We start from the raw sequence: 15,254 nt of genomic DNA, 5'->3' as shown, positions 1-15,254 counted from the left end.
ATTATACAGGTTACTTTGTTTCAGGTAAATTAAAATCAAATAATGTAGATATTATTACGGTTAAAAAAATAGGATCTTATGCAAGCGAAGCTAATTTATCTCTTGCAGCCATTGGCAAAAATGATTTTGCATTTGCTTCTATAACAGATAGCTGTATGCCTGGTTGGGTTGGTAATTATCAATGGTCTACCCCATTTACTTTTGAAATATTTGGACTAGATTCATTTGGAAATCCATTTAAATCAATCAATTATTCAGAGTTTTGATTGATTATGAAATTATTTTGTATTTAAAAATTGATTGGAACTGGAATGAATAAAAAGATTAATTTAAATAAATTTACTTCATTTTTAGTTATTCTAATAATGCTTTTTCAACCTTTCCAATCTTATGTTTATGCAAGTGGTATTTCCAAAATAACAAATACAATTTATAATTCTACACAAAATTCTTCTAAATCTTTAAAATCAGATAAAATAAATTTGAATTTAGAAAATGGTTATAGTCAGGCACAAGCTCAAGCGCCATCAAATAATTCAGCAGTAAGTGATGCTTATAATTATAAGTCTTTATCGCAAACGGTAGATCCTAGAACAGGTGCTTTTTCAATTTCTTTTAAAATTGGGAATATTGTTGGGAATGGCTTTGAAGATCCTGCCATTCCTCTTTCTTTAAACTATTCTTCCTTATCTAATTCTGATGTTTATAGCCTTGGAAAAGGTTGGTCTTGGAATTTAACTCATTATGATACAAAAAGCGGAATGTTAATTTTAGGGAGTGGTGGAAGTTATAAATTAGATATTGGAACTGGAAGACTAAAATATTATAAAATTAAAGATTTAATTGTTTCCTTATCAAATAATTTAATCACATTGAAATATAAAGATGGACATATCGAGCAAATAGATAGAACATTTGGCAATCTTATTAAGTATATTAATGTAGAAGGATATTCTGCCACGTTAAATTATGAAATGGGGTCTCGTCTTCAATCCATTGTGTACAAAAATATATATGATGACTCCGAAATTAAAAAGCTTGAGATTAATTATCCTTCAAACTATGAAGTTTGGATTCAACGAATTATTGGACCAAATGAAAAAGCAACAACAATGATAAAAAAAAGTAAGGATAATTTATTAACTTCTATCAACGACGCTCTTGGACAAGAAATTAAATTTTCATATAAAGCACTGCCAGAAAGAGAAATGAATACCGATTCTTTAATAACCGATATTTTATATCCAACTGGAACTTCAATAAATATAATATATTTAGTTGGCGGTTTAAATTCAGCAAAAAAAGGTTTTTCTGCTCCTGCAGTTTCAAAAATAAAAACAATTTCTTTGCCAAGATCGGATAATAATATTGAAGAAATAATTTATTCTTATTATGAAAGTACAAAAACAAATTATTTAGCTTATGGATTTACTGGGTATAAAGAAGGAGAAGATACTTTATTTTTTACACCTAATTCTTATACTTATTCAACAATAGAAAGAAAAAATGGACCTAACAATAAAACAATTACTACGGAGAGGGTTTATAATCATTTTCATCAATTATTGAAAGAAATATTAAAAGTAAATGGTGAATATTTTCAGGTTAAAGAATATATCTATCCCGATTGGAATAATAAAAGCTTTGATTCATTAGATGAAAATTATAATTTTCCAAAAGAAGTAAGATTAACCTATTATTCAAATGGGAATAGACGAACAGAAATTACAAAACAAGAATATGATTCCAATGGAAATATTATAAAAACTCAAGATGTTTCAGGAATTGTAAAGGAATATTTTTACTTAGATTCAGAAAAAACTTTTAATAAAATAAAACATCTTCCCTTGAGAGAAATTGAATACTCAATAAATGGCGGCGGTTACAAAATTATAGATTATATTTATGAACAAGCTAATAATTATCAAGGTAATTTGATTCAAAGGTTAAGAGCAAAGATCAATAAATTAAGTCAGAATTTATGTGATATTAGTGATAAAAACTGTGGGACAATTTATAAAATTGAAACTCATTCATATGACAAGAGTTCAGGTATTGCAACATTTGCTCTTCCAACTTCTACTAAATTATTTGCTTTGTCAAATAAAAGATGTAAAGTTATTCAAAAAAAACAAGAATATAATATAAATCAATATACGAATCAATTTACAAGAAATTTATTATCTAAAGATGGAAATTTACTTGCTAAAGAAGTTAGTGTTTTAAATTCTTATACAAACCTCGAAGAGAAAAGTCTTGATCCAAAAGGAATTGAAGCATCTTATAAATACGATGTTTTAGGACGCAAAATTTTAGAAGTCAATAAGCCCATTTCAAGTTCAACTGAATTAAAAACAGTATATACCTTTAAAATTAATGATACAAATTTTGGAGGTTATGGAACAAGTTCTATGATCGTTCAAAAATCTAATGGATATAAAATTGCGGTTGTATATGATTCTTTAGGGAGAGAACTCGAAAAATATGCCCTAAATAATAATGGAAATATGAATAAAATTAAATCATATTCTTATGGTATTGTTGGACAAAAAATAAGAGAAACTATTTATAATAATGATCGAAATGGAAATTTATTTCAATATTCAATAAATTATAAATATGATATTCTTGGAAGAGAAATACAAATGATATCTCCAAGTAGCGAAACTAAAGTTACAAAATATGACGATGTTAATTTAACTCAGGAAAGTTTTGTTTTAGCTGCTGATGGAGAATTATCTCCTATAAGTATTGTTACATTAAACGAAAATAAAAAACCTATCAAAGCGCAACTCTTAAAGAGCAATAGAAATCTATATAGTCAAAGCTTTAAAAAATATGATAATTATGGAAACCTTTTAGAGTCTATTGATATAAATGGAAATAAAACAAGTTATAATTATAATTTGTTAGGGCAAAAATTAGAAGATATTTTTTCAGATGGTCGTCGAATAAAATATGAATATGACCCTATTTTTGAATCTAAAGTAACTAAAAAAACTGTTGTTGTAAAAAATGGTACTGAATATGTATTAGGTACTAATGAGTATAACTTATTAGGACAAATATTAAGTTATAAAGATATGTCTGGAAACATAATTAAATACGAATATGACAAAAAAGGAAATTTAATTAATCAGAATCGTAATTCGGCTAAAGAGATAAAATATGCTTATAATTCATTAAATCAATTATATAAAAAAGAAGTATCAAATGACTTTTCTGGAAAATATTCTTCGACGTATTTGTATGATGATAAAAATCAAAAATTAATCCTTATGAGAGATTCGACTGGAGAAACAAAGTATTCATATAATATTGATGGAAGTTTAAAATCTGTGATCTATCCTGATGATAGAAAAATTTCTTATGATTATGATATGCAAGGCGCAATTATTCTTATTACGGATATTTTAGGTAATAAAACTATTTATAATTATAGCAAATCAAATGCAAAGTTAGAGTCTTCTAAATTTATATCCTCAATTACAAATGAGAATCAAGTTGAAAAGTATTTTTATGATAAATATGGAAGAATATATTATAAATTGTCGCCAAATGATGCAAAAACAATTTATGAATATAATGAATTAAATGGTTTAAAAAAATTAACACATTTTGTTCGTGATAAACAAACTCTTTCCTATTCATTTACCTATTATAAAGATTTGAATATTGCATCAAGAGTAAGAACAGGAGAATCGGGTTCAAATACTATAGCTAATGAATCCTATACATACGATACTTTAAATAATTTGTTAAGCTATTTTTGTAATGGCAATTTGTGTCCTAAAGATCAAAATAAAAATACGATTATTTCTGAAGAGTATTCATTTGATGGTTTAAATAATATAAGAACAGCTAAAGTTGTATTTTCAGATACTCAAACAAGCTTAACTACATATCATTATTTAAATAAAGATCCTCTAAAAATATCTGGATATTCAATAATAAGTCCTAAAATAAATAAAAGTTATACTATTGATTATGATAATGAAGGAAATGTTATAAAAGATGGGGATGGAAATTTATTTATTTATTCTCCTTTTAATCGGATGGAAAAATTTATTTCTAATGGTAAAGAAACTGAATATTTTTATAATGGTTCTGGAGCGCTTGTCTCACAAAAAACGGCAATTTCCAATGAAGAAAGCCGGTTTTATTATAATGGTGCAAGGGTTTTAAATGAAATATCAAATGGAAATTTAATAAGTTATTTTCAGGTAAGCGGTCGTATCATAGGTAAAAAAATAGATGGTAAAAACTTTCAACTTTTTTTAACAGACCAAGCCCATAGTGTGATTCGTATTTTAGAAGGAAACACATTATTGGATATAGAATTAGCATATACCCCTTATGGGCAGTCTTCTGATGTTTCTAAAAAATCAAGTATTTTAAAATTAAGTAACATTGGATTTAATGGAGAGCGCACAGATTCAAAGACAGGATTTCAGTTTTTAGGACAAGGATATAGAGCATATAACCCTGGTTTAGGTCGTTTTATGCAACATGACGTAAATTCTCCGTTTGGAAAAGGCGGTATCAATGGATATATTTTTGCTGAAAATAATCCAATTATGAAGTTTGATTCTTCAGGAGAAAGTGCTGCTTCTTATGCTGTAATGGGCGTAGGAATTCTGCTTGCTATTGTCGGTATTGTTGCTTCCGTTTTTTCTTTTGGAAGTACTTTAAGCTTAACTGCGGTTGGTGGAACACTTACTACAAGCGCAACCACGACACAGATAGCACTTGCGACAACTTCACTAGTTACGGGAGTGGCATCTGGTGCGACAGGTATAGCAAGCTCTATTTATAGTCATAAAGCAGAAATGGCATTAGAAGTTGGTGATAAATCACTAGCTGAGAGTTATCCAAATACAGCAAGTGCTTTAGGTTGGGCTTCTTTAGCTCTTGGAATTGTATCTGCCGTAAGCGGGATTGCTTGCTCTCTTTCTTCAGCAAAGGTCTTGAGTAATGAAATTCCTTTAGATGAAGCTGCAGATAGATACGGAAGAATTTCTATCAGGGTTAATGAAGAAAAATACGCGTATTTTCAAAAATATGAAAATACAGATAATTTCTCATCTAAAATTTATCGTAACAAAGATATTTACGATAAAGTGAGCAAATTACAAGATATTGCTGATACTCCATTTAGAGGAAAAACTTTTGATGCGCAAAGAATTTTATATTACATGAGAGCTTATACTATAGGTACTGATGAGGAAATAGGAAGATATAGTGCAACAGCATATTTTAAAGCTTCTAAAATAGAGCAATTAGATGTCATTAGAAATTCAAACTTTCATGAAACAGATCCCTTCTTTAATAAATTTATGGATATTTTTAATAAATCGCAAACTTTTGATGAGTACTTTGACTATTATCAGGAAGCTTTAACAACGGTAAGAAATAATCTTTAAATTTAAATTTTTAATGAATTATTTTTCTAAATATTTATTTATTACGAATTATAATATAAGCTTTATTTAAAATTCAAACAAAAATTCCCAATATAACTATTGATTTTGTTTGGGTATTTTGTTATCTAAAAAACAAATTCAAATTTTAATATTTTATTGTTCTAAATTTAACAGCGTTCTGTCCCTAGTCTCATTGTTATAAAATTTTATATTTAAGGAGTTTATTTATGCGATGCAAGTCTTTGTTAACTATTATTGCTGGTATGATGCCAACTGTTGTGTTTGCTTACCCAAAAACGCAAACAACAACCTTACCTTTGCCTGTAACTCAATCAATGCAACAAAGTGACAAATCCGCTATTGATTTTGTTGTAAGCATGCCTGTTTATCAAGATCAATCTGATACTATGCAATATTATTATGTTCCAAAATTAAAAGCAGCTGTAAATGCAGATGGAGTCTCTGCCACTTTTACAAAAAATGAAGTCGCTGTTTCAAGTTCTTCTCAAATTGCAGATTTAAGTTTAAAACTATCTAACTTAACAGCGGAAGAATATTTTAATATTAGAAAAGTAGTAACAGATCTTCAAGCCGTTATTGATAATGCTATAAAATTGAATCCGTATGATCCAAATATTCAAGTGTATCAAAATTATTTAAATAAAGCTCTTGAAAGAAAAAAATTAGCGGAAACAAGCGCATCGAGTTTTGAAAAAAGTATTCCTGGTGTTGTGTTAACTTCTTTATATAATAATACTGCTACATTTTTTTCTAGTGCAGGTATAGTTTTTCCTATTTTTAATAATGAAAGTATTTCTGATAGACAAAACCGTTTGAATCAAAAGCTAGTGGATTTGAATTCATCTAATGGCGGATTAATTACTGGAAATATATATGCAGGTTTTACAGCTGAAGAATTAGTTAAAATAAAAACTTATAAAGGTAACTATGCTCAAAATGTGAAAATTTCATTAATCCCATTATCAAGCCTTTCTTTTGAATCTTTAACCGAACTTCAATACGATGCGAATGGAGTAAAAAGTCAAAGAGCAGGCATACCTATTTTTTCTTCTCTTAAAGGAGGAGGAACCCTTACAGGTGCAACATTTAACTTTGACTTAACAACAAATGGGGCAGTTGCATTTGCTAGAAACTTAGCTCCTTTTATTCCACCAATTGCAGTTAAAGGCGTTATTACTCAACAAGTACCAGCTTATAGAGCCACTCTAGATTGTGATTTTGGCCCTGGTTTGGTTGTAAAAGATCGTTCTATTATTAACAAACAAGTAGCTGTATTTAACGACAACTCGATTGGTAATTTAATTGCTCAACAACAAGGAGCTCAACAAAGTCCTTGTCGTATAACAGTATTATCTGGTGACTCAAATGCAGCTCAAATGGCTGGAGTCCAAGCGATTGAAAAAGAAATTGCAGCTCTTCAGGTTCAAAAATCCAATTTGTCTACCGTAAATAAAGGACAATATTGGCAACAGGTTCAACAAAATCAAATTATAGATAGAACAGCACAAAATAACGGTTATCAAAATGTTTTCCAAGCTTATCAACAATCAGGTTGGAGTAATCAAGCGGCACAATCTTTAGCAAAACGTCCCAATCCATTTTGGCAAACAAGTGCAACAGATTTAACAACATTAACAGGTTTAAAAATTCATAAAGAGTTAACCGGAACGGTTTCAAGTAAAATAGAAATTTCGGTTCCAACCGCAATTTGTTTTGTTTGGAATGTAAAATCAAGAGCCTATAGAGCTTGTAATGAAGGAGAGCAAGAAAAGTCTGTTCCTTTAGCAGATGCAACTCAATCAGCTAAACAATCCCAATCTTGCCAAGTAACTCAAGATGCAGTTCAATGCGGAATAAATCGCAATACAGGAGCTGCCGTTTCTCAAGAAGGTAACATTCTTCCTGAAGATCTTTAATAAAAAAAAAGAAAGAGCTTCTTTTTAAGTAGTTCTTTCTAATTTTATTTTGAGGCGTTATTTTATGTTTAAAAATCTTATCTTTATTCTTGCGCTATTTCTGTGTTTTAACTCTTATTCTCTCCCTGTTAGTTACGTTAAAGGAAGTTTTAGAGCTTCAAATCAAATGGATAAAATATTTTTTGTATCTACTGAAGTTCAAAGTTTAACTCCACAAGAAATAACTTATGCTGATATTTGGTTAAAGCAAAGATTAAAAGGTTCTAAGTTTCATTATAATAATCTATCAATTAGTTTTAATGTTATGCCTGAGGTATCTCAAATTGTTAAAGGTTGTTTTTTTAGTTGGTTTAAAAAAATTGATTTAAATTCAAGGTTAAACTTAATTGAACATTTAAAACCAAATGGTATTTATAATTTAACTCAAGATGAAATAATTTCTTTATCAAATGATTTAACTAATTTTACATCTATTAATATGGCTAATTGTAAAAATGATAATTTTTTAGGAGATATTACAACTTCGTTTATTATAAATGACTTAGAGCAGTATTTAATTGATAAAGCGAATAATATAATTTCTTATCCTAAGTATAATGATATTTTAGATAAATCATTTGAAACTCAGTCAAAAAAAATGGGCAATGAGTCTATCAATGAATTTTTAAATTGGTTTGATTCAACTCAAATTAGATATCCTTATTTAACGAGTGAAATCATAAATACTTTCCTCAATAATTTATCAAAGACAAAACAAAAATATTTTAATGAGACAGAAACATCTTATTTATTGATTGAATCTATAAATAGCAATGTTGATACTTTTAAAGAAAGTATAAGTGATCATTATAAAATGATTCCTTATATGAAATCTACGAGATTAATTTATGAAAAATGTTTTCATAATTCCTATTTTTTAGAAGATAAATGTAGTCAAGATAATATTCAAAATAATTTTGTAGTGGTTAAATTGAAAAGAAAAAATAAAACTTTAAATCATTTAGTGTGGGTGGGGTATGAGTAGAAAACAAATTTTTTATATTTTTTCAATTATTTTTATTTTAGTTTTTATTTCTTTTTACATTACAAGAAAAAATGATACAGATTTAAATTCTTCAAAGATAACGAGTTCAGAAGAAAATAAAAATGAGATTCCAAATACGAAATCAATTCCTGAAAAATCAGAGTCAACCAAATTGGATAATAATGTAAATGTAAATGATGAAAAAAATGAAGCAGATAAAAAAATAAAAGAAATGTCTCCAAAAGAGTATGTAGCGTGGTTAAAAGATCCTCAAGATAGAGTTCTTCTTGAAATAAAGCCTGAAGGAACAAGTATATTCAGAAAAGGTAACGTAACTATTACCGTTATGCCTAATGGGGAAGAAATTTATCTACCAGATGAATTTTAATTTTTGGGAATTGATATTTATTTTAATCTAAGGATGTCTAACAATCCAACTTTTACTAAATGTTTCCCCATTTGGTAAATGCCAGTTGCCATTAGAGTCTCTTTGGACTTTATATCTTTCCCAGAGCTCTGTTTTATCATTATATTTTTCTATTATGTCACCCTCATTAATGGGGTGTTTAATAACCCATCTGTCATTTACTTCATCATAATTAAAATTTTGCATAAAAAACCTCATTTATTATGATTTTTTATAGATCTATTTATTGTTAAATTAAAAAATAGTTATTTTTATAATTATGATTTAACTTAATAAATACGAACGTTTATTTTTATTCGGTTAAGTAAAAATAATATTTATTATTTTTTGATTTTATTTGAGGAAATAATATTTATATTTAATTAATTCAGGAGCTTATGTTTCTATGCAGGAATGAGGTCCATTGTCGGTAAAAGTCCCTTTGCCAGAATATTCTTTCCCAGGGGTGTCTAATGTAAATGCCGGTGGGTTTGATGCGGGTGTGATAACAGTAAAGGTGACTGTATAGGGACTTGAGCCTATGAGAAGAATTTTTTTTCCGCTGTCTGTTGCGTGTTCCGCTTTGTTGCTGCTGTGTAATTCTTTTATTTTACAGCTTACAACCCCAGGTACTGGGAATGCAGGGGTAGAATAAGGTGCTGGTGTAAAAATGATTTCTTTTTCATCCCCCTCAACTAAAACCCCTCTTTCTAGGTCTGTTGTACTGGAAGATGCCTTTAAAGGAGTACCTATTGAAGGGGCAATGAGTATTCCACCGCTTTCTGGGTCCATCATATGGGCTGTTGCGAAATCACCGACTAATAAAAAATTTTTTGCACTCATAAAAAATCCTCAAATTAAAAAGGATTGTTAAATCATTTTTAATATAGTTTATTTTTAATGACGTGTAAATTTGTATTTTAGGACATTCAAATTTTGGGGCAATAATTTCATCTATTTTAATAGTAATTTTATTGAGTTAAAAAAAATTAGTTTTTTTAAAAAGGTTAATAAACGAAGTTAAGAGTATAACTTGTAATATCTCTTCTAAACCTCATTAAAGATGTTATATATTTGTTATGATTATGAATAATCTAATTTAAAGGGAACGGAAATAATGGTCAATAGTTTTAATGTTTTTTATATTAAAATAGGAAATATCTGTAAAATAGAGGTTATCATAATAAATTCCACTTATTGATAAATCTGTGCATAAGATTTTGTTGTTACAATCACTCATGTTTCCAGAGTCATCTAATTTGCAAATTGCTATATTATTATCCTTGTTTTTATTTGATAAATAAGCAAATCCATTTAAGTATGAAATATTTTTAGAAGATAGAAAAATTGGAAATCCTTCTTTTTGATTTTTATGGATAAAAATTTTATTATCATCAAAATTTTCTTCATTAGAAAGGAGATTAAATTTTTTTACATCGTCTGAATTTTCGCATAAATTGAAGTCATAATTTCCATGAATGTTCTTTTTACAAAGTGTGATTGAATTTTTTAAATTATTATTTAAAAAGTAAAATATATTATTATTATATTTAACGTCATTAGGAAAATGTACTCCATGGACATTTATAGGAGGCTCATTTTTATTAAATATGCCATTTTTATCTAAATTAAAAGAGTAAATTTTATTTCTTAGAGAAAGATCCGTAATATAAATTTTATTATCTTTTATCTCAATGCTTGTTGGTTTATTAAAACCATTTATCTCCCAAATTAAAATCAAATTACGATCCTCTTGATTTATATTATAAATTAAAATTTTTCCTTTATTTCCATTTAAAAGATATAATCTTTTATTGTAAATTTTAATATCGCTTATTTCTTTATAATTTGGATCGTCTAAAATATTTCTACATCGGCTGAAGTCATTGTTTTTTCCAACAAAACAAGAAGCAACTTTCCCCATTTTTGAATCAACTAAATAGGCAATCGTTTTAGTATTTTCAGCCCATGTTAATTCTGCGGCATTTGAAGATTCATAATAACAAAGAATTGATGCTGCTAGCATATTTTTTAAATTTTTTTTCATATATTTATCCATTTTCAATATAAAATTTTTAATTTAAGTTGAAAATTTTATTTTAATAATTATTTATTTAGCACTTAAAAATATTTTCTATAAAATAAAGAATTGATATGGTTATAATAGTATTTAATTTTTGTATTGTCAAATTATCTTGGAATATAGAATAAAAGCAGATGAATAATAATTTATAAAGTCATTAATTTATTTTAAACTTTAGTCGCTATAATACCAGCGGATTCACGATTATCTAGTCTTGCTTTATCTGGATAAAATTCTCTTGCAAACATATAACATTTTTCTATTTGAAAACCACAAGATTCAAATGTATTTTTTAACACTTCATCATCAAATAAATTTAAATATTCGGGTAAAATATTGCTAATTTCGTCTTCGCCATAATCTTTTGTTTTTATGAATCCAGGAAATTGTTCTCCTTGTTTTTTTCTCTCTTCAAAATCTTTTATTAAGTTTTTTTTCATATTGAACGTTTTAAGATAAGGAGTTTCAACAGTATAAAAAGCTTTGCCACCTTTTTCTAGCCAAGTATATGCTTTTTTGATGGTGCGTAATGTTTTTTCAGGATCAAAAAAATGAATAACCCTATTGCATAAAATAGCCGATAGGGAGTCTTGTAAGAAATTTAAATTGTCATAATCATTTTGTATTAAAATTAAATTTTTTTTCAAATTTAAATCGCAATTATTGTATATTTCTTCAAGATGTTTTTCATCAATGTCATTTGCAATAACGGTAGCACCGTTTTTTAGCGCTTCTAACGTAACAGCTCCATAGGCAGCGCCAATTTCTAATACAGGTGATTTAGCTAATTTTGAAAATTCTATGAAGTTTTTTGTTATGTCATCATTTATGCCTTTAAAAGCAAAGCCCATTTTATTTTTTGTAGTAGCGAAGTAATTATCATATATATAGTCACTATTATTTGTCATAATTAACCCCATCTTTATAAAAGAATTGCAATTAAAGTACCATACAAAAAATACCTGTCAAGAAATAACTTTTTTTGTATAATTTATTTTTAAAATAAGGGAGGTCTTTTTATGTGTGCTCAATTTCTTGTAGATAGAATTCTTTTTCAAAAATCATTGTCTATATTTAGTCTAAATTTAAATTCTATAGAATGGAAAGACAGAATTTTACCACATTCACAATCTCCTATTATTGAGTATAAGAATAATGAATATTTTATTGAGCTATTTTATTTTTCTTTAGTTCCCTCTTGGTCTCATGATCGTAAACCCAAGTTCGCAACCCATAATGTTCGACTTGAAACGGTATTGGAAAAGCCAACATGGAAAAAACCTTTTTTAAAAAATCATTGTCTTGTTCCCATAACTACATTTATTGAGCCAATCTATGAAGGAAAATTTGCAGGAAATATGGTTAAATTTAATTTAGCGGAATGTATTTTTGTTCCTGCTATTTTTGACTATTGGACGGATAAAGAGACGGGTGAAGTGATTCCATCGTTTTCTATTTTGACAGCAGAGCCAGGCGACTTTGTCAGAAAAATAGGGCATGAGAGATCCCCAATATTTTTAAAACAAAAACTAAAAACTTTTGAAAATTGGTTTGATTGTGAAAATCACGATGGAAAAGATTTTATTCAGTTCCTTAATAATAGACAGGAGCCTAAAATATCAGTTGAAATTGATAGACCATTAAAAAAAGGGTGGGAAAAACGAAAATAGCCTTTGACAAATGTCATAACACCATACAAATATATGGTGAGGAGGTTATGATGTATTTTAAACCATCTTTTGAAACAAAAATTTATATTCCTTTTGCTTTTAGTACTGTTTGTGCTGGATTTCCCTCTCCTGCAACAGACTACGTAGATAAAAAAATAGATTTAAACGATTATATTGTAAAACATCCCGAATCTACATTTTATGTACGCAGTCAAGGAGACTCCATGATCGGCGCTGGTATTCATAGTGGGGACATTCTTGTTGTAGATAGATCTTTAAAAGTATTTAGTGGAAATATTGTAGTGGCTATTCTTGATGGTGAGTTTACGGTAAAACGATTTTTAATTCGTCACCATAAAATTATTTTAGCAGCCGAGAATGATTCCTATGAAAATATTGTTATAAAAGAAGGAGTGGACTTTGAAATTTGGGGTGTTGTTACAACTGTAATTCATTCCGTATAAAAATAATATTATATTTATTTGTATTTAATTTGGTGAGCTTTATTTTATTTAAAAAAAATAATAAAACAAATTTTATTGATTATAAACTCAATTCGGTTTAATTTCTTTTTGCTCTCAATGCTGTTGTTTATTTTTTTTAAAGGAGTAATGTATGAAACTTTATTTTTCAAAAGGTTCTTGTTCTCTCGCTTCACGTATTGCTATTAATGAACTTGGTCTGGAGTGCCAGTATGAAAAAGTAGATATAAAAACATCTCTTACAGAAAGTGGAATGGATTTCACAAAAATAAATGCAAAGGGAGCTGTGCCTGTATTACAACTTTCCAGTGGTGAAACGCTTACAGAAGGAGCCATTATTTTGCAATATTTAGCAGATAACCACTCTCAAGGTGGAAATTTTATTCCAAGAGAAATGGCTTGGCCTCGTTATCGTGTGCTCGAAAAGTTAAATTTTATTTCTTCTGATTTTCATAAAACAGTGGGCATTTTTTTTAATCCCGAAATTTCAAAAGAAATTAAAAATTCTGTATTAAGACCAAGGCTTGATAAATTAGCTAATTATATAGAGAAAGAACTAACACAGCATTCTTTTTTTGTAGGGGATCATTATACTTTTGCTGATTCTTATTTGTTTGTTATTTTAACTTGGTTTGATCATATCGATGTCGAACGTAAAGCTTGGCCTAAAATAAATGCTTATTTTGAAAATCTTAAAAATCGTCCTGCTATTGTAAAAAGTCTCGTAGAAGATAAATAGTTTAAATAATATTAGTTATAAAGTGGTTTATTTGTATAAATATGATAGCTCTCATTGATGGAAATAATTTTTATGTATCTTGTGAACGTGTATTTAATCCTAAGTTACGTAACAAGCCTGTTGTTGTTCTTTCCAATAATGATGGTGCTATCGTCAGTCGTAGTAATGAAGCAAAAGCTCTTGGAATTAAAATGGGGCAAGCTTTTTTTGAAATAAAAGATCTCATTAAAAAGCATGATATCCAATACTTTTCTTCTAACTATGAACTTTATGGAGATATGTCTGCAAGGCTTATGAAATGTCTAGAAGCCTTTTCTCCGGACGTTGAAGTTTATTCTATTGATGAAGCTTTTATGGATTTATCTCATATTCCAAAACAAAAATTAAATGAAATGGGTTGGAAAATAAAAAATACAGTATATCAAAATACTGGAATTCAATGTGGAGTAGGCATTTCATTTACAAAATCATTGTCAAAAATTGCAAATAAAATAGCTAAAAAATCTTTAAAAGCAAATGGAGTATTGGCTTTATATGAACAAAAACATATTGAAGAAGCCTTAAAAAGAACGGAAGTAAAAGACATTTGGGGAATTGGGTATCAGTATTCCAAAAAATTAAATGAATTTGGTGTTTTTTTCGCAAATCAATTTATCGAACTTGATGAGTTCTTTTTAAGAAAGCATTTTACAATTCAAGGTCTAAACATGGCAAGAGAGTTAAAAGGAGTGCCTTGTATTGAGCTGCAACTGTTTAGCGAACCGAAAAAAAGCATTACGGTCTCTAGAAGTTTTGGAAATTCTGTAAAAAATAGAGAAGATATTTTTGGGGCTCTTGCAAATCATATAGTGATTGCCTGTAAAAAATTAAGGCAAGAGCAATTAGAAGCCCAGTACTTCACTGTTTACTTAAGTACAAGTTATCATAAAGGCGATTTTTACAGCGAATCTATAAATATTCGTTTGCCTTATTATTCTTGTTATACACCCGATTATTTAAAATTTGCAAAATTAGCATTAATAAAAATATTTAAAGAAAATAAAGAATATAAAAAATGTGGTATTGTTCTTTTTGACTTAAAACAAAGAAGTTTTTTACCTTCTAATTTATTTGATTTTAGAGAAATACAAAAAGAAAGCATGATAACGAGTGTTGTAGATAAAATTAATGATTTAAATGGAATGTTTACAATTAATTTTGCAGACTCCTTTGATAAAAAAGCATGGATTGCGAAAAGAGGATTTGTGTCTAAAAAGTTTTCAACAAATATAAATGAGCTGATTGAGATTAAATAATCTGAAAACAAAATAACTCCTAAATTTTGACGCTTAAAATAAAAATTGTATTTTTAAATTCAATAAAATAAACTAATTATGCCAGTTAAGAGTTGAGAATGTGTTTTTAGAAAAAGAATATGTACTTAAAAAGGCATGCAGAAAATCTTCCGAAAACATGGACAAGCAAGCCCTTTGTTGAACGGACTTTGGATG

At 28.0% G+C, this 15,254-nt stretch carries 13 protein-coding genes; 9 read left to right on the top strand and 4 right to left on the bottom strand.

From position 1 onward, the window contains the following. From ACIQ56_RS07345 to ACIQ56_RS07325, 5 genes are all read left to right on the top strand, one after another. Positions 1-266, top strand: a 266-nt coding sequence (locus tag ACIQ56_RS07345) for a hypothetical protein (RefSeq protein ID WP_397600422.1), incomplete at its 5' end; no start/stop codon positions are given. Between the two features lie 45 nt (positions 267-311). Then, entirely contained in the window at positions 312-5,423 is a 5,112-nt protein-coding gene (locus ACIQ56_RS07340; RefSeq protein ID WP_397600421.1) for an RHS repeat-associated core domain-containing protein, read from the top strand. A 227-nt stretch (positions 5,424-5,650) separates the two neighbouring features. Then, positions 5,651-7,360: a hypothetical protein gene (locus ACIQ56_RS07335; RefSeq protein WP_397600420.1), complete on the top strand. Its 1,710-nt coding sequence runs from the start codon at positions 5,651-5,653 to the stop codon at positions 7,358-7,360. A gap of 64 nt (positions 7,361-7,424) precedes the next feature. Further along, the gene (locus tag ACIQ56_RS07330) at positions 7,425-8,384 is read left to right on the top strand and encodes a hypothetical protein (protein WP_397600419.1); all 960 of its coding nucleotides are present in this window, start codon (positions 7,425-7,427) and stop codon (positions 8,382-8,384) included. Further along, on the top strand, positions 8,377-8,772 hold the full coding sequence (locus ACIQ56_RS07325) for a hypothetical protein (protein WP_397600418.1): 396 nt from the start codon (positions 8,377-8,379) through the stop codon (positions 8,770-8,772). Before ACIQ56_RS07330 ends, ACIQ56_RS07325 begins: the two co-directional genes overlap by 8 nt. A 27-nt stretch (positions 8,773-8,799) precedes the next feature. Here the strand turns inward: ACIQ56_RS07325 and ACIQ56_RS07320 are convergent, their stop codons facing one another. The 4 genes from ACIQ56_RS07320 to ACIQ56_RS07305 form a co-directional block, all read right to left on the bottom strand. Then, positions 8,800-8,997 carry a hypothetical protein gene (locus ACIQ56_RS07320; RefSeq protein ID WP_397600417.1) on the bottom strand — a complete coding sequence of 66 codons (198 nt, stop codon included), beginning with the start codon at positions 8,995-8,997 and terminating at the stop codon, positions 8,800-8,802. Positions 8,998-9,186: 189 nt separating this feature from the next. Further along, positions 9,187-9,633, bottom strand: coding sequence for a hypothetical protein (locus ACIQ56_RS07315; protein ID WP_397600416.1), 447 nt, complete (start codon positions 9,631-9,633; stop codon positions 9,187-9,189). A 256-nt stretch (positions 9,634-9,889) separates the two neighbouring features. After that, on the bottom strand, positions 9,890-10,837 hold the full coding sequence (locus tag ACIQ56_RS07310) for a hypothetical protein (RefSeq protein WP_397600415.1): 948 nt from the start codon (positions 10,835-10,837) through the stop codon (positions 9,890-9,892). A gap of 203 nt (positions 10,838-11,040) precedes the next feature. Further along, positions 11,041-11,781 (bottom strand): class I SAM-dependent methyltransferase, encoded by a 741-nt coding sequence (locus tag ACIQ56_RS07305; RefSeq protein WP_397600414.1) that lies wholly within the window; start codon positions 11,779-11,781, stop codon positions 11,041-11,043. Between the two features lie 111 nt (positions 11,782-11,892). Between ACIQ56_RS07305 and ACIQ56_RS07300 the strand changes: the two genes are divergently transcribed. The 4 genes from ACIQ56_RS07300 (at position 11,893) to ACIQ56_RS07285 (ending at position 15,059) form a co-directional block, all read left to right on the top strand. Further along, positions 11,893-12,543 carry an SOS response-associated peptidase family protein gene (locus tag ACIQ56_RS07300; RefSeq protein ID WP_397600413.1) on the top strand — a complete coding sequence of 217 codons (651 nt, stop codon included), beginning with the start codon at positions 11,893-11,895 and terminating at the stop codon, positions 12,541-12,543. 50 nt (positions 12,544-12,593) lie between these two features. Next, positions 12,594-13,007 carry a LexA family protein gene (locus ACIQ56_RS07295; protein WP_397600412.1) on the top strand — a complete coding sequence of 138 codons (414 nt, stop codon included), beginning with the start codon at positions 12,594-12,596 and terminating at the stop codon, positions 13,005-13,007. A 151-nt stretch (positions 13,008-13,158) separates the two neighbouring features. Beyond that, complete coding sequence (locus ACIQ56_RS07290) at positions 13,159-13,764, top strand: glutathione binding-like protein (RefSeq protein WP_397600411.1); 606 nt, start codon at positions 13,159-13,161, stop codon at positions 13,762-13,764. Between the two features lie 41 nt (positions 13,765-13,805). Continuing rightward, entirely contained in the window at positions 13,806-15,059 is a 1,254-nt protein-coding gene (locus tag ACIQ56_RS07285; RefSeq protein WP_397600410.1) for a DUF4113 domain-containing protein, read from the top strand. The last annotated feature ends 195 nt before the right edge of the window (positions 15,060-15,254 follow it).

Source organism: Silvanigrella sp. (assembly GCF_044369315.1).
Lineage (GTDB): Bacteria > Bdellovibrionota_B > Oligoflexia > Silvanigrellales > Silvanigrellaceae > Silvanigrella.
The sequence above is the reverse complement of the archived record's forward strand: the minus strand, read 5'-3'. Positions and strand labels throughout refer to the sequence as shown.